Annotated in this window: 15 protein-coding genes and 4 tRNA genes; 17 read left to right on the forward strand and 2 right to left on the reverse strand. The window is 61.1% G+C overall.

Features of this window, described 5'->3' with window-relative positions; translation table 11 throughout:
* The first annotated feature begins 9 nt into the window (after positions 1–9).
* Positions 10–954 (forward strand): J domain-containing protein, encoded by a 945-nt coding sequence (locus ACN9MU_RS03680; protein ID WP_426320577.1) that lies wholly within the window; start codon positions 10–12, stop codon positions 952–954.
* Positions 955–1,042: 88 nt separating this feature from the next.
* Here the strand turns inward: ACN9MU_RS03680 and ACN9MU_RS03685 are convergent, their stop codons facing one another.
* Positions 1,043–1,534 (reverse strand): chemotaxis protein CheW, encoded by a 492-nt coding sequence (locus tag ACN9MU_RS03685; protein WP_426167602.1) that lies wholly within the window; start codon positions 1,532–1,534, stop codon positions 1,043–1,045.
* A gap of 145 nt (positions 1,535–1,679) precedes the next feature.
* Here ACN9MU_RS03685 and ACN9MU_RS03690 point away from each other — a divergent pair, with 145 nt between their 5' ends.
* The 3 genes from ACN9MU_RS03690 to ACN9MU_RS03700 all read left to right on the forward strand — a co-directional run bounded on the left by ACN9MU_RS03690 (position 1,680) and on the right by ACN9MU_RS03700 (position 6,625).
* On the forward strand, positions 1,680–3,257 hold the full coding sequence (locus tag ACN9MU_RS03690) for a DUF3369 domain-containing protein (RefSeq protein WP_426320579.1): 1,578 nt from the start codon (positions 1,680–1,682) through the stop codon (positions 3,255–3,257).
* A 134-nt stretch (positions 3,258–3,391) separates the two neighbouring features.
* A complete protein-coding gene (locus ACN9MU_RS03695) occupies positions 3,392–5,044 on the forward strand; it encodes a tetratricopeptide repeat protein (protein ID WP_426320581.1) in 1,653 nt (550 codons plus the stop codon).
* Positions 5,045–5,068: 24 nt separating this feature from the next.
* A complete protein-coding gene (locus tag ACN9MU_RS03700; RefSeq protein WP_426167608.1) occupies positions 5,069–6,625 on the forward strand; it encodes an HDOD domain-containing protein in 1,557 nt (518 codons plus the stop codon).
* A gap of 127 nt (positions 6,626–6,752) precedes the next feature.
* On the opposite strand, the gene ACN9MU_RS03705 is transcribed toward ACN9MU_RS03700, so the two are convergent.
* Positions 6,753–10,010: an EAL domain-containing protein gene (locus ACN9MU_RS03705; RefSeq protein ID WP_426320583.1), complete on the reverse strand. Its 3,258-nt coding sequence runs from the start codon at positions 10,008–10,010 to the stop codon at positions 6,753–6,755.
* A 198-nt stretch (positions 10,011–10,208) separates the two neighbouring features.
* On the opposite strand from ACN9MU_RS03705, the gene ACN9MU_RS03710 reads away from it, so the two are divergent.
* From ACN9MU_RS03710 to rpoC, 13 genes are all read left to right on the forward strand, one after another.
* Positions 10,209–10,294, forward strand: a tRNA-Tyr gene (locus tag ACN9MU_RS03710).
* Between the two features lie 52 nt (positions 10,295–10,346).
* Positions 10,347–10,420: transfer RNA gene (locus tag ACN9MU_RS03715), tRNA-Gly, on the forward strand.
* Between the two features lie 23 nt (positions 10,421–10,443).
* Positions 10,444–10,518: transfer RNA gene (locus ACN9MU_RS03720), tRNA-Thr, on the forward strand.
* A 68-nt stretch (positions 10,519–10,586) separates the two neighbouring features.
* Positions 10,587–11,777: an elongation factor Tu gene (gene tuf / locus ACN9MU_RS03725; protein WP_426320585.1), complete on the forward strand. Its 1,191-nt coding sequence runs from the start codon at positions 10,587–10,589 to the stop codon at positions 11,775–11,777.
* Between the two features lie 82 nt (positions 11,778–11,859).
* A tRNA-Trp gene (locus ACN9MU_RS03730) sits at positions 11,860–11,935 on the forward strand.
* 36 nt (positions 11,936–11,971) lie between these two features.
* Positions 11,972–12,355 (forward strand): preprotein translocase subunit SecE, encoded by a 384-nt coding sequence (gene secE / locus ACN9MU_RS03735; protein ID WP_090436079.1) that lies wholly within the window; start codon positions 11,972–11,974, stop codon positions 12,353–12,355.
* A complete protein-coding gene (gene nusG / locus ACN9MU_RS03740) occupies positions 12,355–12,954 on the forward strand; it encodes a transcription termination/antitermination protein NusG (protein ID WP_426167614.1) in 600 nt (199 codons plus the stop codon). Before secE ends, nusG begins: the two co-directional genes overlap by 1 nt.
* Positions 12,955–13,106: 152 nt before the next feature.
* The gene (gene rplK, locus ACN9MU_RS03745) at positions 13,107–13,538 is read left to right on the forward strand and encodes a 50S ribosomal protein L11 (protein WP_130316656.1); all 432 of its coding nucleotides are present in this window, start codon (positions 13,107–13,109) and stop codon (positions 13,536–13,538) included.
* 2 nt (positions 13,539–13,540) lie between these two features.
* Positions 13,541–14,236 (forward strand): 50S ribosomal protein L1, encoded by a 696-nt coding sequence (gene rplA / locus ACN9MU_RS03750; protein ID WP_130316657.1) that lies wholly within the window; start codon positions 13,541–13,543, stop codon positions 14,234–14,236.
* 308 nt (positions 14,237–14,544) lie between these two features.
* Complete coding sequence (gene rplJ / locus ACN9MU_RS03755) at positions 14,545–15,042, forward strand: 50S ribosomal protein L10 (protein ID WP_028103002.1); 498 nt, start codon at positions 14,545–14,547, stop codon at positions 15,040–15,042.
* Between the two features lie 64 nt (positions 15,043–15,106).
* Complete coding sequence (gene rplL, locus ACN9MU_RS03760) at positions 15,107–15,484, forward strand: 50S ribosomal protein L7/L12 (protein WP_155452697.1); 378 nt, start codon at positions 15,107–15,109, stop codon at positions 15,482–15,484.
* 191 nt (positions 15,485–15,675) lie between these two features.
* Positions 15,676–19,785 (forward strand): DNA-directed RNA polymerase subunit beta, encoded by a 4,110-nt coding sequence (rpoB, locus tag ACN9MU_RS03765; RefSeq protein ID WP_426167617.1) that lies wholly within the window; start codon positions 15,676–15,678, stop codon positions 19,783–19,785.
* Between the two features lie 140 nt (positions 19,786–19,925).
* On the forward strand, positions 19,926–24,149 hold the full coding sequence (gene rpoC, locus ACN9MU_RS03770; RefSeq protein WP_426167619.1) for a DNA-directed RNA polymerase subunit beta': 4,224 nt from the start codon (positions 19,926–19,928) through the stop codon (positions 24,147–24,149).
* Positions 24,150–24,208 lie beyond the last annotated feature (59 nt).

The raw sequence follows: 24,208 nt of genomic DNA on the forward strand, positions 1-24,208 counted from the left end.
GATTGAGAGATGGGAAAGATACATACTCACTATGACAACCTCAAGGTAGCGCGTGGCGCGCCACAGGAAGTCATACGTGCTGCTTACAAGGCCCTGAGCCAGAAATATCATCCTGACAAGAATCCCGGGGATGAGAAGGCGGCCCGCATCATGGCGATCGTCAACACGGCCTATGGCACGTTGTCCGATCCGCAACGCCGCAAGGAGCACGATGAGTGGATCACCCAGGAAGAATGGGAAATCGAATGGCTGGAGAGCACCAGGCACGAGCCGGCGCATGAGCCGGGCTGGTCCGACCAGCTCGACCTGCCGCGCCGGCGCCGGGTGCTCAAGTCCTGGCGCTTCTGGGGCACGGTGGGCGGCGCCGCCGCAGCCGGCTGGCTGGGCGGGGTGCTGACGGTGACCGAGCCGCGCGCCATGTCCAGCGTGCTGGCCGGCGCCTGGGGCGGCAAGCCTCCTGCCGAATTGACCGCCACTGCCGCCGCCACCCCGAAAATCCACCCGCCGCGGGTAGAAAAAGTCACCCCCGACGATGGCTGGGCCGTCGCCAAGCCATACTCGCCGGAACCGTCGGTCTCTGCTGCAGCAGCACCGCCGATCAAGGTGCTGGCCCTGTCGCAGGTAGTGCTGCCCGGTGCCGCGGTTGATTGCGAGGCCGAGGTTGCCCCATCAGTCGCGCCGAACGGCGAACCATGGCCGGTCCAGTCCGGCTACGTGGAAGGTTTCCCGGTCGGGAACAAAGGCGAAGACATGCAGCTGACGCTGGACAACAGTGCCAACGTCGCCCCGGTCTTCATCAAGGTGTACGACCTCGAGCGCCGCTCAAATGTGCGCTACGCCTACGTGCAGCCGCACGACAAGCTGGTAGTCGACCAGCTATCGAACGGCAAATACGAAATTCGCTACCAGAACCTGAACCTCGGCGCCGGCCAAAACGGCTGTACGCACAAATGAAAGTCGGGGTCAGGTCTGGCAATCCGCCACATTTTTCGCGATGCGAAAAATGTGGCGGATTGCCAGACCTGACCCCGACTTTTGTCTTTTAAGCTGCGCCGGCGGTCAGCGTTTCGCTCAGGCCCATTTCAGGGCTGGCCATCAGGCGGTAGATGTCCACCAGGATCAGCATGCGTTCGTCGATCGTGCCGAGGCCGATCATGTATTCGGAGCTGAAGGCGGTGCCCATGTCCGGCGCCGGCTTGATCTGCTCGGGCGTCAGCGTGGTCACGTCGGAGACCGAGTCCACCACCATGCCCACCACGCGGCCATTGATGTTGAGGATGATGACCACCGTGAACTGGTCATATACCGGCTCGCCCAGCTTGAACTTGATGCGCATGTCCACTACCGGGATGATGATGCCGCGCAAGTTGATCACGCCCTTGATGAATTCGGGCGCATTGGCGATGCGGGTTACCGCTTCGTAACCGCGGATCTCTTGCACTTTCAGGATATCGATGCCGTACTCTTCGGAACCCAGCTTGAATGCCAGGAATTCCTTGCCTTGGCTCGCGTCTTCTTGCGCAGTAACTTGCATGGTTTTTTTCCTTTAGCAAAATCTGTGTTGTCAAAGCGTATCAGAGTGCAAAGCGATTTACGAGCGGGCAATTTTTAATTGCTAGCTAAGTCAAATCTGATTATGCTGGATGTAAAGATTAGCGCATTTTGACCAAGGAGACTTCATGGCGGACCCTCAAGCCGTCGATGACAACTGGCTGCTCGAAGAAGACGAAGAAGAAAAGCCAACGCCATCGGCCGGATCCCCTGAACAGCGGCTGTGGCGCGTGCTGATTGTGGACGACGACCAGGACGTGCATGCGGTGACCCGCCTGGCGCTGCGCAATGTCAGTTTCAAGGGGCGCGAGCTGGAGTTGTTCTCGGCCTACAGCGGCCGCGAGGCATTCGAGATCCTGCGCGACACGCCGGACATCGCCCTGGTATTGCTCGACGTGGTGATGGAGACCGACGATGCCGGCCTGCTGCTGGCGCGCCGCATCCGTGAGGAGCTGCACAATTCCATCGTGCGCGTGGTGCTGCGCACCGGCCAGCCGGGCCAGGCGCCGGAACAGCGCGTCATCATCGAATACGACATCAACGATTACAAGGCCAAGACCGAGCTGACCACGCAGAAGCTGTTCACCACCGTGATCTCGGCCTTGCGCGCGTACGAAAGCCTGAACATGCTGGAGCGCTCGCGCATCGGCCTGGGCAAGATCCTGGCCGGCGCGACCAACCTGTACCAGATCCATTCGTTGCGCGAATTCGCGTCGGGCGTGCTGAACCAGGTGTCGGCCATCCTCGACGTGGGTGCGGACGGCGTGCTGTGCCTGATGCAGGTCGACACCGGCGACACGACCGTGGTGGCGGCGACCGGCGGTTATGCGCCGCTGGCGGAAAAGGAACAGATGCCGGAAAGCCATCCGCTGTGGCCGACCATCCAGAAGGCGTTCAAGGAAAAGAAAAGCCAGTTCGAACACCCGGCCAATGTGCTGTTCATCCACACCCAGGAAAGCCGCGACGTGCTGATTTCGGTGACGCCGCCCTGGCCGCTGGCCCAGATCCAGCGCGACCTGCTGGAAGTGTTCTGCGAGCGTATCGCCGCTGCCTTCGACAACCTGTACATGTTCGGCCAGCTGCGCAAGGCGCAGGAGGCCACGGTGGTGGCGCTGGCCGACCTGGCGGAATTCCGCGACGGCTGCACCGGCGGCCATGTGCGGCGCGTGCAGCAGCTGTCCTCGGCTATCGCGGCACGCATGAAAGAGCGCGGCATCTACGATGACGAGCTGACCCCGCAACTGGTCGACATGATCGGCCTCGCTTCGATCCTGCATGACGTGGGCAAGGTCGCCACCCCGGACCATATCCTGCTGAAGCCTGGGCCCCACACCGACGACGAGCGTGCGCTGATGCAAACCCATGCTGCCGTCGGGCGCAGCGTGCTGGAGCGTGCAGCCAATATGGTCGATGGCGTCAGCTACCTGACTTACGGCGCGGAAATCGCCGGCGGCCACCATGAGCACTGGGATGGCGGCGGCTACCCGAACCAGCTCAAGGGCAAGCAGATTCCCTTGTCGGCGCGTATCGTGGCCGTGGTCGATGTCTTCGATTCCTTGCTGCACGAACGTCCGTACAAGGAGCCGTGGCCGTACCCGGAAGTCATGACCTACATCCGCGACCGTGCCGGCACCCAGTTCGATCCCGAGGTGGTGGCAGCCCTGAACGACGTGGTTGAACGCAACCCGGGACTGGGCCAGTCCTGAGCAAAACCCGCTGAGGCAACCCGACTGTGGCAGCCGCGCCGCGCTGCCACCTTCATTCTCACCAAAGTTCACGGCGTGCAGCGTGCAAGCGCTAAAATAAGGACAGCCCTCGCTCTTGTCCTACGCCGAAAGCCATGAATGAACTGAAGGGCCTGACAGCGCTGGTCATCGAGCCCAACCCCAGCATGCGCGCCAGCTTGCACAATATGCTGAGCTTGTGCGGTTTGGTGCGTATTGACGATGCCGCCAGTTCCAACCAGGCCATCCGCGCGCTGGAAACCCGGATCTACGACCTGGTCCTGTGCGAATACGCCCTGGAAGGCGGCCAGGATGGCCAGCAAATGCTGGAAGACCTGCGCCACCACCGCCTGGTCAATGCCTCCACCATGTTCTTCATGGTCACCGGCGAAGGCGAGTTCAGCAAGGTAGTCAGCGCCGCCGAGCTGATGCCCAACGATTACATCCTCAAGCCTTTCGCAGCCGATGCCATGCTGGAGCGCATCTGGCGCGCGCTCGACCGGCGCAACGCCTTGCTGCCGGTGTACCAGTTGATCGACATGGGCGATTTGCGCGCAGCGATCGAAGCTTGCGAGGAAGGCGAGGAAGCGCAGCCGCGCTTTGCCATGGACTTTCGCCGCCTGCGCGCCGAAATGCACATCCAGGCCGGCGAACCGGACCTGGCGGAACCGCTGTATGCCGAACTGTGGAACAGCCGCCAGGTACCCTGGGCACGGCTGGGCCAGGCCAAGACCCTGTACCTGCGCAGCCGCTACGATGAAGCGCGCGCCATGCTGGAAGACCTGCTGGGCAGGAATACCTGCTTCCTCGATGCCTACGACTGGCTGGCGCGCACGCATGAAGCAAATGGCGACCCGGCGGCAGCGCAAGCCGTACTGGCCAATGCGGTTGAACTGTCGCCGCACGCGGTGCGCCGCCTGCGGCGGCTGGGCGAAGTGGCGCTGGAGGCGGGCGACGTCGATGGCGCCGAGCGCGCTTTCAAGCAGGTGGTCAGCAAGACCCGCTATTCCGAGTTCCGCACGCCGGAAGACCATGCCAGGCTGGCGCAAACCCTGGTCAAGAAGGGCGACCCGGTGCAGGCTGCCGCCGTGATCCGCGACCTCGACAAGTCGCTGTCGGGCACGCCCAACGCCGACGTGTGCAGCGCCATCGCCTCGGCCGCGCTGCATGAATTCACCGGCAACGTGGCGCGCATGAATGCCTCGCTGGACTATGCAGTGACGGGCGTGCGCACGGCCAGCGGCCTGTCGAATGAAATGAAGATGGAACTGGCGCGCACCTGCCTGGAGGTGGGCAAGGAGGAGCAGGCGACGGAAGTGATGCGTGACGTCATGCGCAACTCCGCCACGCCGGGCGCCATGGAGCGCGCCATGCGCATGATGGAAAAAAGCGGCCATGCCGAGTTGGGCCAGCGCCTGGCCGACGAAAGCCGCAACGAGGTCGGCGAGATGGTGGCCGCCGGCGCGGCGCTGGCCAAGAAGGGCGATTTCCGCGGTGCGGTCGACCTGATGCTGGAAGCCGTGGCCAAGCTGCCGGACAACTCGCAGGTGGCCTTCAACGCGGCGGTCGCCATCCTGAAATGCCTGGAAAACGAAGGCTGGGACGATGCCCTCGGGCGCCATGCGCTGGCGCTGGTGGCCACGGTGCGCCGCCTTGATCCTGCCAACGACAAGCTGAACGCGCTGGCCGGCCTGCATCAGGACATATTGAAGAAATACAACATCCGTCCCGCCGCGCGGCGCGAAGCCGGGGTGCGCGTCGCGATCTGATAGCCGCTGGGGCTACAATGGGCTATGAGCTCCCATCCACCAGAAGAACGCCCGGTCCGCGCCTACCTGCTGAAAAAGCTATGCAGCGACGACGAGGGCTTGTTTGCGCTTGGCGTGTCGATCGCGCGCGTAGTGCAAATGGCTGACTCGGACGACCAGGGCACGCAAAGCCTGGCCTACCACGTGCTGTCCGACGTCGCGCTGACGCAGAAGATCCTGCGCCTGGCCAATACGCCGCAGTACCGCCAGGCGTCGGGGGCGCCGGTAACCACAATTTCCCATGCAATTTCGCTGCTTGGTTTCGATAACGTGAAAACCACGGCGCTGGCCATGCTGCTGGTCGACACCATGGCCAACAGCAAGCATGCGCAAAGCGTGCGGGTCGAGCTCGAAGCAGCGCTGTGCGCCAGCCTGGTGGGGCGTGAACTGGCGCGCTACAGCCCTTACCAGAAGGCGGAAGAAGCGGCCATCGGCGCGTTGTTCAAGAACCTGGGGCCGTTGCTGATTGCCTCGCGCGAGCATGAGCGCTTCCGCGAAATCAATGCCCTGGTCGTGGCTGGCGAACATTCGCAGGCCCAGGCTTCGCAAATGATCCTGGGCAGCACCTACGACACCTTGACGGCGACCGTGCTGCGCGAATGGAAGATTCCCGATGTGATCATCCGCTCGTTGACTCCCTTGTATGGCAGCACCTTGCGGCCACCGGCGGACCGCACGGAGTGGATACGGCAGGTGGTGCACTTCAGCATGGATGCGGCACGTGCACTGACCCGGCTGGGCGGCGCGGCTGCCGACGACGTGCGGCTGCTGCACCAGCGCTTCGGCAATGCGCTCGGGCTGGAGCGCGAGCAGGTGACCACGGTGCTGACCCGCGCGCGCAGCAGCATGGATGCCTTGTTGAACAGCATGCAGCTGGATGGCGCTTCCGGCGGCAGTGCCGGTGAGCCGGGCGATCCTTACGCGGAATCGGCCGAGGCGCCGGGACCGGCGGGGACCTTGCCGAGCGTGCTGGCGCTGGCCAGCCTGGATGCGGGCGCGAAGGAGGGCGCTTACCCGAGCGGCAAGCCGTATGATGCACGCGAACAGCTGCTGGCGGGGGTGCAGGAGCTGACCGAGATGCGGGTGGAGGGCAAGGCGCGCGTCAATGAGCTGGTGCAGGCGGTGCTGGAGACTTTGTATCGCAGCATGGGCTTCCGCTTTGCGACGGTGTGCCTGAAGGATGCGAAGACGGGGCAGTTCCGGGCGCGTATCGCGCTGGGCGATAAGCGGGCCTTGCGCCTGGAGGGGTTTGTGTTTCCGCTGCAGGGCAAGGATCTGTTCCACCTGGCGCTGGATAACGATGCGGATTTGATGATCGCGGATGCGAATGTGGCCAAGATCCGCGACCTGCTGCCGAAGTGGCATCTGGATCTGTTGCCCGATGCGCGCAGCTTTATCGTGCTGCCGCTGGTGGTGCAGGGCGTGCAGCTTGGCTTGTTCTATGCGGATCGGGCGCTGCCGGCGCCGGAAGGCGTGCCGCCGGATGAGACTTCGCTGATTCGGGCGTTGAAGGCGCAGGTGTTGGCGGCCTTGTCGCCCTAGAACCGGTAAACCCGGGTCCGACCCAAGGGTCAGACCCTTCTCAAAAAGTCAAAGGCCCGGAACCACCCCCGCGGCAGGGAAGCCGTTGGGGGTCTGACCCTTCGGGTCTGACCCCGGTTTACCGGTTTTAAGCGGTCTCCGGCAGCCGCCCGGCAAGAGCCTCAAACTCAGAAACCGGCATCGGCCGCGCAAACAGATACCCCTGCGCCTCGTTGCAATACTTGCTGCGCAAGAATTCCACCTGCGCCTCGGTTTCAACACCCTCCGCCACCACCCCCAGCCCCAGCGCATGCGCCAGCCCGATGGTCGCGGTAACGATCACCGCATCATTCGGATCGCTCTCGATATCCTTCACAAACCCCCGGTCGATCTTGATCCGGTCGATCTCGAACAACTTCAGGTAGCTGAGCGACGAATACCCGGTCCCGAAATCATCGATCGCCACCTTGATCCCGCGCGCCCGCAGCTCGCGCAACAGTTCGCGGCTACGCTCCGGATCCTGCATCGCCGCCGATTCGGTGATTTCCAGCTCCAGCAAGGAGGGATCAATCCCGCTCTCGCGCAGCAACTGGTCCAGCAGCGGCAACAGCGCACCGCCGTGGCACTGGCGCGCCGACAGGTTGACCGCGAGCCGCAACGAACCTTCCCAGCGTCGCAGCAGGCCAACGGTCTGCTGCAGCACCCATTCCCCCAGCGGCAGGATCAGCCCCGACTCTTCCGCGATCGGGATGAAGCGGTCCGGTCCCACCATGCCCAGCTCCGGATGGTGCCAGCGCAGCAGCACTTCGGCGCCGATCACGCGGCGCGTCGCCAGCTCCACCTGCGGCTGCAGGTAAAGCTCGAACTCCTTGCGCTCCAGCGCCTGCCACAGGCGGTTTTCCATCATCAGCCTGTCGTGGGTCGCGGCATTCATGGCCGCTTCGAAGAACTGGAAGTTGCCGCGGCCCTGGCTTTTGGCAGCGTACATCGCCGTATCCGCATGTCGTAGCAGGGTGGCGCTGTCGTGGCCATCGGGCGGGAACATGGCCACGCCGACGCTGGTGCCGGTGTGGATGGTCTTGCCCGCCAGCTGGAACGGCTCGGCCAGGGCGGCCACGATGCGCACGGCAATCTGGCTCGCTTCGGCCGGCGTCACGTTGCCGCCCGTGACCACGATGAATTCATCGCCGCCCAGCCGGGCGATGGTGTCGACTTCGCGCAGCAAGTCGCGCAGGCGGTCGGCCACGGCCACCAGCAACTGGTCGCCGGTGGCGTGGCCGTGGGTATCGTTGATTTTCTTGAAGTGGTCGAGGTCGAGGAACATCACTGCCGCCGTGCCGTTCGCGCGCCGGGTTTGCGCCAGCAGCTGGTCGAGGCGCAGGTTGAGCGACAGGCGGTTATCCAGACCGGTCAGCGGATCGTGGTGGGCCAGCTTGTAGATGCGTTCCTGCGCGCGCTGCTGCTCGGTCAGGTCGTGCAGGATGGCGACGAACACATTGCCGTCGGGGAGCTCGACCTCGCTCACTGAAATTGCAATCGGCAAGATGCTGCCATCGTGCCGGCGTCCGCTTGATTCGTGTTCGTGGGTGGCGCCGCCGGCGATATTGCGCAGCAGGCGCGCCGCGCTGTCGCTTTCCGCTTCCGGCAGCAGGATCGCCAGCGGCATGCCCGACAGCGCTTCCGTCGGATAGCCAAACAGGCGGCAGGCCGCCGCGTTGGCAGACACCAGCAAGCCCTCGGCATCGATGGTCAGGATGGCGTCGGCCGCCTTGTCGAGGATGGCCTGCAGGCGCGCTTCGCGTTCGCGCAAGCGTATCGTGCTTTCTTTCACCTGTTGCTGGATCTGGGCGCGTTCGCCGCTGGTCAGCAGCATCAGGGCGCCGAGCAGGCCGGTCAGCATCAGGCCCGCGCTCAGGACCAGCCAGCTTTGCCAGCCATGCTGGTGCACCATGTAGGCCGCCGAGGGAACCAGCACCAGTTCGTAGTCGCGGCCGCCAAGGCTGAGCTTGCGCCAATAGTCTTCGTCGTTCGGCGCGCGCGACAGCTGGTCGATCAGCGTTGTCGGGCCGGGCATGCTGCGATCCACCAGGCGCGCCTGGATATGCGGGAAATCGGCGTTGGCCAGCGCCCCGTTGACGTAGGAGTCGATCTGCATGGCCAGCAGCAGCATGCCCGCCGCCGGCTGGCCGTCGCCCGGGTCGACGGCTTGCAGCAAGACCACGCCGCTGCCTTCGCCAGGCGTGGAGAGTGCCACCGGTGCGCTGGCGACCGGCTTGCCGGTACGCAGCGCCTCATGCACCGCTTGGGCGCGTACCGGTTCGGCCAGCCAGTCCAGGCCCTGGTAATGGCGGCGCGCGGCAGGCTCGATGAACAGTGTCACCATGTGGTCGCCTGGCGGCACCTCTGGCTGCTTGGAGGCGGCGTGGCTGTGCGTGTGGCCGGGACCGGTGGCGGGGGCGATCATGCGGAAATCGGGGTCGATGGCATCGCGCGCCCAGGTTTCGAAAGCCGGCCGTTCCGCCTCCGACACGAGGCGCAACCAGGCCATGGACAGCAATTCAGGGCGCTGGTCGAGGTAACCGTGCGCAATCTTGTCGAAGCCTTGCGCCGACATCACGCGTCCATAGCGGTTGATGGCGCGCGCCATGGCCAGGACATAGCGCTCATGCTCGCTGAAGCGCGACTGCAGCAAGTCGCCTACCTGTTGCGCCTTGAGACGGAAGCCTTCCAGGTGCTGCCGGGTTTCCCAGCGCGCCACCAGCACGTACAGCATGACGCACAGGGTGACCAGGAACAGTTGCGGCACGCCCACCAGCAGGCGGCGGCGCTGCCACAGCGCGCGCGGCTGGCCGAACAGCACCCAGCACAGCGGCGCCGCAAGCAGGACGCCGATGGCATCGCCGATCCACCAGGTGAGCCAGCTTGTCAGCAGCTCCGCTGGGGCAATGGCGCCGGCGGCAACGGCCGCAAGATTGGACAGCGTACTGCTCACCAGCGTGACGCAAACCGCCAGCAACAGGAAGCGCAGCACATCGCGGCCGGCGCCGATTTCCGGGCGGATGGCGCGCTGGAAATACAGGCCGCCCAGCCAGGCTTGCAGGGCGGAGCCGAAAGCGGCGGCAAGCGCAGCCAGTCCTTGCGGCAACGGTGGCAGGGTCAGCGGATTGGGCGCGCCCGGCAGGGGCAGGAAATTGATCAGCAGGGCGCCGACCGCAACCCCTGGCAGCAAGCGCGGGCCAAAGGTGACCACGCCAGCCAGGGCAATCCCGGCCGGCAGGAAGAGCGGGCTGGCATAACCGGGCGCCAGCGACAGGTAGAGGCAAAAGCGGCCGATGACCGCGTAAGCCGCCAGCATCAGCAGGTTGGCGGCCAATGTTTGCGGCCAGCCGGGAGAGGTATTCTTCACAGAATGAGCGCTCGGAGGCACAGGACAAGTTGACCGATTTTATAGCAAACGGTGCAACCCAAAAACAACACTTGCAAATTTGCAGGACTAGCCATTACAATCTCGCCCCGAAGCGCACGTCATGCAGCGTTTGCGAAATAAGCAAATAACGTTCTTGACAGTGTTAGAAAGTTGCTTCATACTCTGCGGTTCCTTCGCGGAGGGGTGGCCGAGTGGTTAAAGGCAGCAGACTGTAAATCTGCCCTCTTATGAGTACACTGGTTCGAATCCAGTCCCCTCCACCAAAGCTTGCAGGAAGCTGAGTGAAGAGTAGTAGTCGAAAGTAGTCGGAACCTCGCGGGTGTAGCTCAATGGTAGAGCTGAAGCCTTCCAAGCTTAAGACGAGGGTTCGATTCCCTTCACCCGCTCCATAGCAGCACAGTAGTAAAAATAAGCCCTTGTAGCTCAGTGGTAGAGCACTCCCTTGGTAAGGGAGAGGCCACGTGTTCAATCCACGTCAAGGGCACCAGAATTCTGCAGTATCTATCTGTTAGTCGGGCGCGTGCCCAGCAAATCAACATTTGTTAGGAGTCTAAAATGGCAAAAGAAAAGTTCGAGCGGACTAAGCCGCACGTGAACGTTGGCACCATCGGTCACGTTGACCATGGCAAGACCACCCTGACCGCCGCAATCGCAACCGTCCTGTCGAAGAAGTTCGGCGGCGAAGCGAAAGCTTACGACCAGATCGACGCTGCTCCAGAAGAAAAAGCACGCGGCATTACCATCAACACCGCCCACGTCGAGTACGAGACCGCATCGCGTCACTACGCTCACGTTGACTGCCCAGGCCACGCCGACTACATCAAGAACATGATTACCGGTGCTGCGCAGATGGACGGCGCGATCCTGGTTTGCTCCGCAGCTGACGGCCCAATGCCACAGACCCGCGAGCACATCCTGCTGGCACGTCAGGTTGGCGTTCCATACATCATCGTGTTCCTGAACAAGTGCGACCTGGTTGACGACGCAGAACTGCTGGAACTGGTCGAAATGGAAGTGCGCGAGCTGCTGTCCAAGTACGAATTCCCAGGCGACGACCTGCCAATCATCAAGGGTTCGGCACGTATGGCCCTGGAAGGCGCTGCTGGCGAAATGGGCGAAGACTGCATCATGCGTCTGGCTGATGCGCTGGATTCCTACATCCCAACCCCAGAGCGCGCTGTTGACGGCACCTTCCTGATGCCAGTGGAAGACGTGTTCTCGATCTCCGGCCGCGGCACCGTGGTGACCGGTCGTGTTGAGCGCGGCGTGATCAAGGTCGGCGAAGAAATCGAAATCGTTGGTATCGTTGACACCGTCAAGACCACCTGCACCGGCGTGGAAATGTTCCGCAAGCTGCTGGACCAGGGTCAGGCCGGCGACAACGTTGGTCTGCTGCTGCGCGGCACCAAGCGTGAAGACGTTCAGCGTGGTCAGGTTCTGGCGAAGCCAGGCTCGATCAAGCCGCACGCTCACTTCACCGGCGAGATCTACGTTCTGTCGAAAGATGAAGGCGGCCGTCACACCCCGTTCTTCAACAACTACCGTCCACAGTTCTACTTCCGTACCACCGACGTGACCGGCTCCATCGAGCTGCCAGCGGACAAGGAAATGGTTATGCCAGGCGACAACGTCTCCATCACCGTGAAGCTGATCTCCCCGATCGCTATGGAAGAAGGCCTGCGCTTCGCAATCCGCGAAGGTGGTCGTACCGTTGGCGCCGGCGTGGTTGCCAAGATCATCGACTAAGTAGTCGAAAAGAATCCAGCCAAGACTAGCGCCCGTCGCTGATGGGTGCTAGAATTACGGATTCCACTGTAAAGTTTTACGTAGGGGCGTAGCTCAATTGGCAGAGCGTCGGTCTCCAAAACCGAAGGTTGGGGGTTCGATGCCCTCCGCCCCTGCCACCGAATCTGGTGCAGGGCACCGAAAGTAAAAAGTAAATGTCTAATCAATCCGTGCAAACCGTTAGCACGACGAACGATAAGTTCAAAGTCGTGTTGGCAGTTGTGGCGTTGATTGCAGGCGTGGTCGGATTCTTCGTCCTGACCGGTAAACCAACCCTGGTGCGGGCAGCCGCGCTTGTGGTTGGTTTGCTTATTTCCGCCGGCATCGCGTACACCTCTGCTGCAGGCCGTGATTTCCTGAATTTTGCGAAAGAATCCGTTCGCGAGACCAAGAAAGTTGTTTGGCCGACCCACAAGGAAGCCCGTCAGATCACTCTGATCGTGTTCGCCTTTGTGCTGGTCATGGCGATTTTCCTCTGGGGCACGGATAAGATCCTCGAATTTGTGTTGTACGACCTCATCCTGGGTTGGAAGAAATAATGAGCGAAATTGTACAAGACGAGCCAGGCAAGGAAGAGCCTGCGCAGGCAGTGTCGACGCCAGTCAGCAACAAGCGCTGGTACGTCGTGCACGCCTACTCCGGCATGGAGAAAAGCGTACAGCGCGCCCTGATGGAGCGCGTCGAGCGCGCCGGCATGCAAGACCAGTTCGGCCAGATCCTGGTGCCGACCGAAGAAGTCGTTGAAGTTCGTAACGGCCAGAAGTCCGTTACCGAGCGCCGCTTCTTCCCGGGCTACGTCCTGGTGGAAATGGAAATGACCGACGAAACCTGGCACCTGGTGAAGAACACCAGCAAGGTGACCGGCTTCATCGGCGGCAAGTCGAACAAGCCGACCCCGATTCCTGCGCGCGAGATCGAAAAGATCATGACGCAAATGCAGGAAGGCGTGGAAAAGCCACGTCCAAAAGTGCTGTACGAAGTGGGCGAGCAAGTCCGCATCAAGGATGGCCCGTTCACCGACTTCAACGGCAACGTGGAAGAAGTCAACTACGAGAAATCCAAGGTGCGTGTGTCGGTCACCATCTTCGGTCGCGCTACTCCGGTCGAACTCGAGTTCGGCCAGGTCGAAAAGATCTAAACCGGTAGTTCGGTGTCTGACCCATTGGGTCAGACACCGGTTTGCCGGTTTTGCGGTAAATCGCCTGCCAGCGCGTCTAAGCTGGCAAAACCAAGAGGAGCCCCGCCGCGTGCGGGGCGCTACTACTCAATCCAACGATAGGAAGTGCCCAAATGGCAAAGAAAATCATTGGCTTTATCAAGCTGCAAGTTCCAGCTGGTAAGGCAAACCCATCCCCTCCAATCGGTCCAGCACTGGGCCAGCGCGGTCTGAACATCATGGAATTCTGCAAGGCGTTCAACGCGCAGACCCAAGGTATGGAACCAGGCATGCCAATCCCAGTCGTGATCACTGCGTTCGCGGACAAGTCCTTCACCTTCGTGATGAAGACCCCTCCAGCGACCTTCCTGATCAAGAAGCACTCCGGCGTGCAAAAGGGTTCGTCCAAGCCACATACCGACAAGGTAGGCAAGCTGACCCGCGCTCAAGCTGAAGAAATCGCTAAACTGAAGACCCCGGACCTGACCGCTGCCGACCTGGATGCTGCTGTTCGCACCATCGCTGGTTCCGCACGTTCCATGGGCATCACCGTAGAGGGCATCTAATCATGGCAAAACTGTCCAAGCGCGCTCAAGCCATCAAGGCTAAAGTAGACCGTACCAAAGTGTACGCTTTCGACAACGCTGTCGCCCTGGTTAAAGAACTGGCTACCGCCAAGTTCAACGAATCCATCGACGTGTCCGTTCAACTGGGCGTGGATCCTAAGAAGTCCGACCAGGTTGTGCGTGGTTCCGTGGTTCTGCCAGCTGGCACCGGCAAGACTGTTCGCGTTGCTGTGTTCGCAACCGGCGACAAGGCTGAGCAAGCTAAAGCTGCCGGCGCTGACGTTGTTGGTATGGAAGACCTGGCTGAGCGCGTCAAAGCCGGCGACATGCCTTTCGACATCGTGATCGCTTCCCCAGACACCATGCGTATCGTTGGTACCCTGGGCCAGATCCTGGGCCCACGTGGCCTGATGCCTAACCCGAAAGTTGGCACCGTCACTCCAGACGTGGCTGGCGCCGTGAAGAACGCCAAGGCCGGTCAGGTTCAGTACCGTACCGACAAGGCAGGTATCATCCACGCGACCATCGGCCGCAAGTCGTTCAGCGACGCAGATCTGAAGACCAACCTGGTTGCTCTGATCGACGCCCTGAACAAGGCTAAGCCAGCTTCGTCCAAAGGCGTGTACCTGCGTAAAGTATCCCTGTCGTCCACCATGGGCGCTGGCGTACGCGTAGACCACGCTGGCCTGAACGGCTAAGTTTTACACTTCGGTGCCAGTGGCTGACACGCGCAGCGTGTTGGCCCCTGGCACCGACTGAATAGTATTAAGTCCTCAGCCGGAAGGTTGAGGCGGATCTTTGGGTTGGCGGCGGTTCTGCCGCCGCCATGCCTTCAAAGACCGTTGGGCTCGGAGCATCAGGTAGGCTCTGGGTTAATAGTGAAAGCTCCCAACGCAGATGGTGATCCCGAACAAGTTTATGTAGTCCCTTTAGACTCCTAAACCTCGGACGCCGTTGTTCGAACCGATGCGAGGCGCAAGCCGAGCATTATTTAAGGAGATAGACCGTGGGTCTCAATCTGAATGACAAAAAGGCCGTCGTAGCCGAAGTTTCCGCAAAAGTAGCAACTGCGCAAACTATCGCTGTGGCCGAGTACCGTGGCATCCAGGTTGGTCACTTGACTAAACTCCGTGCTAATGCGCGTGCGCAAGGCGTGTACATCCGTGTTCTGAAGAACACCCTGGCACGTCGTGCAGTAGAAGGCACGCAGTTCGCCGCTCTGGCCGACTCCATGACCGGTCCGCTGATCTACTCGATCTCGGATGATGCTGTTGCTGCAGCGAAAGTCCTCGCCGACTTCGCCAAAACCAACGACAAACTGGTCCTGAAGGCTGGTAACTATGCAGGTAAGCAGCTCGACGTAGCTGGCGTTACCGCACTGGCGAGCATTCCTTCCCGTGAAGTCCTCATTTCGCAGCTGTTGGGCGTTATGCTGGCTCCGGTGTCGGGCTTTGCACGTGGCTTGGCTGCTCTGGCAGCCAAGAAAGAAACCGAAGCTGCTTAATCGCTGGCCTCGTTTCTTAGTCAATACCAATTCTGTAGTACTACAAACAAATTAGGAGTTTCAAATGGCAATTTCCAAAGACGACATCCTGAACGCAGTGTCCGAAATGTCCGTAATGGACCTGAACGAACTGGTCAAGGCATTCGAAGAAAAGTTCGGCGTGTCCGCAGCTGCAATGGCAGCTCCAGCCGCTGGCGGCGCAACCGGCGGCGCAGCTGCTGCTGAAGAGCAAACCGAATTCAACCTGGTTCTGTCCGAAGTCGGCGCTAACAAAGTTGGCGTGATCAAGGCTGTTCGCGAAATCACCGGTCTGGGCCTGAAAGAAGCCAAAGACCTGGTTGACGGCGCACCGAAGACCGTGAAAGAAGCAATGGCTAAGGCCGACGCTGAAGCAGCTAAGAAGAAGCTGGAAGAAGCCGGCGCGAAAGCTGACCTGAAGTAATTGAACCAAGGCGGGTTAACTGCCTTAGTTTAGGAAGCCAATGCGGCGGATCTCTCCCGAAAGGGAGGGTCCGCCCTTGGCTCCTTTGTCGTCTCTGAAGTAGAAGTTGTTGTTTTCTAGTGAATTGAGCTTTGCGAAGCGCGCCCGCAACGCTGAATTCTCTACCTTTTCCTGTCTCACACGGAGTGTCCATGCACTACTCATTTACTGAGAAGAAACGCATTCGCAAGTCCTTTGCGAAACGCGCCAACGTCCACAACGTTCCGTTCCTGCTGGCTACCCAGCTCGAGTCGTACGAGAACTTCTTGCAAGAGCACACTCCCGTTGCAAACCGCAAGAACGAAGGCCTGCAATCGGCTTTCACGTCGATCTTCCCAATCGTTTCCCACAACGGCTTCGCCCGTCTGGAATTCCTGTCCTACGTCCTGGGTGACCCGGCGTTCGACGTCAAGGAATGCCAACTGCGCGGCCTGACCTTCGCTTCCCCGCTGCGCGCCAAAGTGCGCCTGGTGATCCTGGACAAGGAATCGCCAACCAAGCCGGTCGTGAAGGAAATGAAGGAACAGGAAGTCTACATGGGCGAACTGCCCCTGATGACGACCACCGGCTCGTTCGTGATCAACGGTACCGAGCGTGTCATCGTATCCCAGCTGCACCGTTCGCCAGGCGTGTTCTTCGAGCACGACCGCGGCAAGACCCACTCGTCCGGCAAGCTGCTGTTCTCGGCACGTATCATTCCTTACCGCGGTTCCTGGCTGGACTTCGAGTTCGACCCGAAAGACATCTTGTACTTCCGCGTCGACCGCCGCCGCAAGATGCCGGTATCGATCCTGCTGAAGGCGATCGGCATGACCCCGGAACAGATCCTGGCGAACTTCTTCGTCTTCGACAACTTCAACCTGCGTTCGGAAGGCGCGGAGATGGAGTTCGTGTCCGAACGCCTGCGCGGTGAAGTCGCGCGCTTCGACATCGTCGATCCGAAGTCGGGCAAGACCATCGTCACCAAGGACAAGCGTATCAACGCCAAGCACGTGCGCGAAATCGAAGCAGCCGGCATCCAGCACATCTCCGTGCCGGAAGACTACCTGCTGGGCCGCGTACTGGCGAAGAACATCGTTGATCCGGAAACCGGCGAAGTGGTGGCACTGGCCAACGACGAGCTGACCGAAGACACCCTGGGCAAGCTGCGCGAAGCCAATATCTCCGCGATCCAGACCCTGTACACCAACGACCTGGACCAGGGCGGCTACATCTCCCAGACCCTGCGTATCGACGACACTGCCGACCAGACCGCAGCCCGTATCGCGATCTACCGCATGATGCGTCCTGGCGAACCGCCAACCGAAGAGTCGGTGGAAGCCCTGTTCAACGGCCTGTTCTACAGCGCCGACCGCTACGACCTGTCCGCCGTGGGCCGCATGAAGTTCAACCGCCGTATCGGCCGTGACGAACTGACCGGCGCCATGACCCTGTCGAACGACGACGTGCTGGCCGTGATCAAGATCCTGGTTGAGCTGCGCAATGGCCGCGGCGAAGTCGACGATATCGACCACCTGGGTAACCGCCGCGTACGTTGCGTGGGCGAACTGGCCGAGAACCAGTTCCGCGCCGGCCTGGTGCGCGTTGAGCGCGCCGTCAAGGAACGCCTGGGCCAGGCCGAAGCCGACAACCTGATGCCGCACGACCTGATCAACTCCAAGCCGATCTCGGCTGCTATCCGTGAGTTCTTCGGTTCGTCCCAGCTGTCGCAGTTCATGGACCAGACCAACCCGCTGTCGGAAATCACCCACAAGCGCCGCGTATCGGCCCTGGGCCCTGGCGGCCTGACCCGCGAACGCGCAGGCTTCGAGGTGCGAGACGTTCACCCGACCCACTACGGCCGTGTGTGCCCGATCGAAACGCCTGAAGGCCCGAACATTGGTCTGATCAACTCGCTGGCACTGTACGCCCGCCTGAACGAGTACGGCTTCCTGGAAACCCCGTACCGTAAAGTTGAAAACAGCAAGGTGACCGACAAGATCGATTACCTGTCCGCGATCGAAGAAGGCCGCTACATCATCGCCCAGGCAAACGCCAAAGTGAATGAAGAAGGCCAACTGGTCGACGAACTGGTATCGTCCCGTGAAGCCGGCGAAACCATTCTGGTCTCCCCAGAGCGCGTGCAGTACATGGACGTTGCGCCAGGCCAGATCGTGTCCGTTGCAGCATCGCTGATTCCATTCCTGGAACACGATGACGCGAACCGTGCACTGATGGGCGCCAACATGCAGCGTCAGGCCGTGCCTTGCCTGCGTCCTGAAAAGGCGCTGGTCGGTACCGGTATCGAACGTACCGTGGCAGTCGACTCCGGCACCACCGTGCAGGCCCTGCGCGGCGGCGTGGTGGACTACATCGACGCGGGCCGCGTCGTGATCCGCGTGAACGACGAAGAAGCACAGGCTGGCGAAGTCGGTGTGGACATCTACAACCTGATCAAGTACACCCGTTCCAACCAGAACACCAACATCAACCAGCGTCCGATCGTCAAAGTGGGCGACCGTGTGGCCAAGGGCGACGTGATCGCCGACGGCGCATCGACCGACCTGGGCGAACTGGCACTGGGCCAGAACATGACCGTGGCCTTCATGCCATGGAACGGCCTGAACTTCGAAGACTCGATCCTGATCTCGGAAAACGTCGTGAAAGACGACCGTTACACCTCGATCCACATCGAAGAACTGTCCGTTGTTGCCCGTGACACCAAGCTGGGCGCGGAAGAAATCACCCGCGATATTTCGAACCTGGCAGAGAACCAACTGGCTCGCCTGGACGAGTCCGGCATCGTGTACATCGGCGCTGAAGTGCAAGCCGGCGACGTGCTGGTCGGTAAGGTGACCCCGAAAGGCGAAACCCAGCTGACCCCGGAAGAGAAGCTGCTGCGCGCGATCTTCGGCGAAAAAGCATCCGACGTGAAAGACACCTCGCTGCGCGTTCCATCCGGCATGGTTGGTACCGTCATCGACGTGCAAGTGTTCACCCGCGAAGGCATCCCACGCGACAAGCGCGCCCAGCAGATCATCGACGATGAACTGAAGCGCTACCGCCTGGACCTGAACGACCAGATGCGTATCGTGGAAGGCGACGCCTTCCAGCGTCTGGAAAAGATGATGATCGGCCAAGTGGTCAACGGCGGTCCGAAGAAGCTGGCCAAAGGCGCCAAGGTCACCAAGGACTACCTGGACGACCTGGACAAGTTCCACTGGTTCGACATCCGTCCTGCCGACGAAGACATGGCCAAAGCCCTGGAAGCCATCAAGGAATCCATCGCCGAGAAGCGCCACCAGTTCGACCTGGCCTTCGAAGAGAAGCGCAAGAAGCTGACCCAGGGCGACGAACTGCAGCCTGGCGTGCAGAAGATGGTCAAGGTGTACCTGGCCGTTAAACGCCGCCTGCAGTCCGGCGACAAGATGGCAGGCCGCCACGGTAACAAGGGTGTTGTGTCCCGTATCGTTCCGGTGGAAGACATGCCATACATGGCTGACGGTACCCCGGCAGACGTGGTGCTGAACCCACTGGGCGTTCCGTCCCGTATGAACGTTGGCCAGATCCTGGAAACCCACCTTGGTTGGGCAGCGAAGGGCCTGGGCATCCGTATCGGCGAAATGCTGCAAGCGCAGATCAAGGTCGAAGAGATGCGCAAGTACCTGACCACCGTGTACAACGAGTCCGGCGCCAAGGAAGACATCGCTTCCCTGTCCGACGACGAGATCATGAAGCTGGCATACAACCTGAAGAAGGGTGTGCCGTTCGCGACTCCGGTGTTCGACGGCGCGCACGAATCGGAAATCCGCCGCATGCTGGACCTGGCGTATCCGGACGATATCGCCAAGCACCTGGGCATGACCCCGTCCAAGAACCAGGTCACCATGTACGACGGCCGCACCGGCGAAGCGTTCGAACGCAAAGTCACCGTGGGCGTGATGCACATGCTGAAGCTGCACCACCTGGTCGACGACAAGATGCACGCCCGTTCCACCGGTCCTTACTCGCTGGTGACGCAGCAGCCTCTGGGCGGTAAAGCCCAGTTCGGCGGCCAGCGCTTCGGTGAGATGGAGGTGTGGGCACTGGAAGCGTACGGCGCGTCCTACGTGCTGCAAGAAATGCTGACCGTGAAGTCCGACGACGTGAACGGCCGTACCAAAGTGTACGAAAACCTCGTCAAGGGCGACCACGTGATCGACGCCGGCATGCCGGAATCGTTCAACGTGCTGGTGAAAGAGATCCGCTCGCTGGGTATCGATATCGACCTCGAGCGCAACTAAAACCGGTAAAGCAGCGTCTGACCCGCAGGGTCAGACACTGAGCCCGCGGCAGCCGCGTACCGGGTGTCGGACCCAGTGGGTCTGACACCGGTTTACCGGTTTTAAGTAAGTAAAGAATTCGTCACTATCTGGAGTGATACATGAAAGCCCTGCTCGATTTATTCAAGCAAGTACAGCAAAACGAGTCGTTCGACGCGATCAAGATCGGTCTGGCCTCTCCTGAGAAAATCCGTTCGTGGTCCTACGGCGAAGTCAAAAAGCCTGAGACCATCAACTACCGTACCTTCAAGCCAGAGCGCGATGGCCTGTTCTGCGCCAAGATCTTTGGCCCGATCAAGGACTACGAATGCCTGTGCGGCAAGTACAAGCGCCTGAAGCACCGCGGTGTCATCTGCGAAAAGTGCGGCGTTGAAGTGACCCTGGCCAAAGTGCGCCGTGAGCGCATGGGCCACATCGAACTGGCATCCCCGGTTGCCCACATCTGGTTCCTGAAATCGCTGCCGTCGCGCCTGGGCATGGTCCTGGACATGACCCTGCGCGATATCGAACGCGTGCTGTACTTCGAAGCATACGTCGTGACCGATCCAGGCATGACCCCGCTGAAGAAGTGCCAGATCATGTCGGAAGACGACTACGCCGCCAAGTACGAAGAGTACGGCGACGACTTCACCGCCTTCATGGGCGCTGAAGGTATCCGCGAACTGCTGCGCTCGATCGACATCCACCGCGATGCCGAAGCCCTGCGCGTGGAACTGAAGGAATCGAAGTCCGAAGCGAAGATCAAGAAGTACGCCAAGCGCCTGAAAGTGCTGGAAGCATTCCAGCGTTCCGGCATCAAGCCAGACTGGATGATCATGGAAGTGCTGCCGGTGCTGCCGCCGGAACTGCGCCCACTGGTCCCGCTGGATGGCGGCCGCTTCGCGACCTCCGACCTGAACGACCTGTATCGCCGCGTCATCAACCGTAACAACCGTCTGAAGCGCCTGATGGAGCTGCGTGCTCCAGAGATCATCACGCGTAACGAAAAGCGCATGCTGCAGGAAGCAGTTGACTCGCTGCTGGACAACGGCCGTCGCGGCAAAGCGATGACCGGCGCCAACAAGCGTCCGCTGAAGTCGCTGGCTGAAATGATCAAGGGTAAGGGCGGCCGCTTCCGTCAGAACTTGCTGGGTAAGCGCGTCGACTACTCCGGCCGTTCCGTGATCGTGGTGGGTCCACAGCTGAAACTGCACCAGTGCGGTCTGCCAAAGCTGATGGCTCTGGAACTGTTCAAGCCATTCATCTTCAACAAGCTGGAACTGATGGGTCTCGCGACCACCATCAAGGCCGCTAAGAAGCTGGTCGAAGTGCAAGAGCCAGTGGTGTGGGACATCCTGGAAGAAGTGATCCGCGAACATCCGATCATGCTGAACCGTGCACCAACCCTGCACCGTCTCGGTATCCAGGCGTTCGAGCCTGTGCTGATCGAAGGTAAAGCGATCCAGCTGCACCCGCTCGTCTGCGCCGCGTTCAACGCGGACTTCGACGGTGACCAGATGGCAGTCCACGTTCCTCTGTCGATCGAAGCACAGATGGAAGCCCGCACCCTGATGCTGGCTTCGAACAACATCCTGTTCCCATCGAACGGCGAACCATCGATCGTTCCTTCCCAGGATATCGTGCTGGGTCTGTACTACGCGACCCGCGAAGCAGTGAACGCCAAGGGCGAAGGCATGATGTTCCCGGACGTGTCGGAAGTGATCCGCGCGTACGACAACAAGGAAGTGGAACTGGCGACCCGCATCACCGTGCGTATCGTTGAGAATCCAAAGGATCCAGCAACCGGCGAGTTCGTCCGTACCGTGACCCGTTACGAGACCACCGTTGGCCGCGCCATCCTGTCCGAGATCCTGCCGAAAGGCCTGCCATTCAGCGTACTGAACCGTCCGCTGAAGAAGAAAGAGATCTCCAAGCTGATCAACACTTCCTTCCGCAAGTGCGGCCTGCGCGCAACCGTGGTGTTTGCCGACCAGCTGATGCAGTCGGGCTTCCGCCTGGCAACCCGCGCCGGTATTTCGATCTGCGTGGACGACATGCTGGTACCGGAAGTGAAGAAGACCCTGATCGCGACCGCCGAAGCGGAAGTGAAGCAGATCGAGCAGCAGTACGCTTCCGGTCTGGTCACCGCCGGCGAACGTTACAACAAGGTCGTCGACATCTGGGGCAAGACCTCCGACGAAGTCGGCAAGGCGATGATGGACCACCTGAAGGTGGAAGACGTGGTGCGCCGCGACGGCACCCAGTCGACCCAGGAATCGTTCAACGCGATTTACATGATGGCCGACTCCGGTGCGCGTGGTTCCGCAGCACAGATTCGCCAGCTGGCCGGTATGCGAGGCCTGATGGCCAAGCCAGACGGCTCGATTATCGAGACGCCAATTACCGCGAACTTCCGCGAAGGCCTGAACGTTCTGCAGTACTTCATCTCGACCCACGGCGCTCGTAAAGGTCTGGCCGACACCGCGCTGAAGACCGCGAACTCCGGTTACCTGACCCGTCGTCTGGTCGACGTGACCCAGGATCTGGTGGTGATCGAAGACGATTGCGGCACTTCCAACGGCACCCTGATGAAGGCGATGGTCGAAGGTGGTGAAGTGATCGAAGCCCTGCGCGACCGTATCCTCGGCCGCGTGGCAGGCACCGACATCGTCAACCCAGAGACCCAGGCTACCCTGTACGAAGCCGGCACCCTGCTGGACGAAGACATGGTGGAAGAGATCGAACGCGTCGGCATCGACGAAGTGAAGGTCCGTACCCCGCTGACTTGCGACACCCGCTACGGCCTGTGCGCCAAGTGCTACGGCCGCGACCTGGGCCGCGGCCTGCTGGTCAACGCCGGCGAAGCAGTCGGTGTGGTGGCAGCGCAGTCGATCGGTGAACCTGGTACCCAGCTGACCATGCGTACCTTCCACATCGGTGGTGCGGCATCGCGTGCAGCAGTGGCATCGTCCGTCGAAGCCAAGTCGAACGGCACCGTGCGCTTCACCGCCACGATGCGTTACGTCACCAACGGCAAGGGCGCCCAGATCGTCATTTCCCGTTCCGGCGAAGTGCTGATCACCGACGACCACGGCCGTGAGCGCGAGCGTCACAAGGTACCGTACGGCGCGACCCTGATCGTCAAGGATGGCATGGCTGTGAAGGCCGGCGCTCCTCTGGCAACCTGGGACCCGCTGACCCGTCCGATCATTACCGAGTACGCCGGTACCATCCGCTTCGAGAACATCGAAGAAGGCGTGACCGTGGCTCGCCAGGTCGACGAAGTGACCGGCCTGGCCACCCTGGTGGTGATCGACGCCAAGCGTCGTGGTTCCCCAGGCAAGGCCCTGCGTCCACAGGTGAAACTGCTGAACGAAGACGGCGGCGAAGTGAAGATCGCCGGCACCGAACACGCAGTGGCGATCGGCTTCCAGGTCGGCGCGCTGATCATGGTGAAAGACGGCCAGCAAGTGTCCGTGGGTGAGGTTCTGGCGCGTATCCCGACCGAATCGCAGAAGACCCGAGACATTACCGGTGGTCTGCCACGCGTGGCGGAACTGTTCGAAGCACGTTCGCCGAAAGACGCGGGCATGCTGGCGGAAGTCACCGGTACCGTGGCCTTCGGTAAGGAAACCAAGGGCAAGCAGCGTCTGGAAATCACCGACATGGACGGCAACAAGCACGAGTTCCTGATTACCAAGGACAAGCAAGTGCTGGTGCACGACGGCCAGGTGGTGAACAAGGGCGAGATGATCGTGGACGGCCCAGCCGATCCGCAAGACATCCTGCGCCTGCTGGGTATCGAAGCGCTGGCACGCTACATCGTTGACGAAGTGCAGGACGTGTACCGACTGCAGGGCGTGAAGATCAACGACAAGCACATCGAGGTGATCGTTCGCCAGATGCTGCGCCGCGTGCAGATCACCAACGCCGGCGACACCGACTACATCGTCGGCGAGCAGGTGGAGCGTTCCGAACTGCTGGAAGAAAACGATCGCGTCAATGCCCTGAACAAGATCCCTGCAACGTACGAAAACGTACTGCTGGGTATTACCAAGGCATCGCTGTCGACCGACTCCTTCATCTCGGCCGCATCGTTCCAGGAAACCACCCGCGTGCTTACCGAAGCCGCGATCATGGGCAAGCGCGACGGTCTGCGCGGCCTGAAGGAAAACGTCATCGTCGGCCGCCTGATCCCAGGCGGTACCGGCCTGGCCTTCCACCGCGCCCGCAAAGAGAAGGAAGTGTGGGAAGCCGAAGAGCGCAAAGCGCTGCTGGAAGCAGAACGCGCCGCGATCGTGGCCGAACTGCCAGCGGACGAACCGCACCACAGCGACGAAGCGTAATCCGCTTCAACGCCAGCAAAAACGCCACCTTCGGGTGGCGTTTTTTTTATTTGATGAGC

Origin of the sequence: Pseudoduganella sp. R-32, from assembly GCF_049913245.1 — a bacterium.
In the GTDB taxonomy this organism is placed as follows: Bacteria; Pseudomonadota; Gammaproteobacteria; order Burkholderiales; family Burkholderiaceae_D; genus Rugamonas.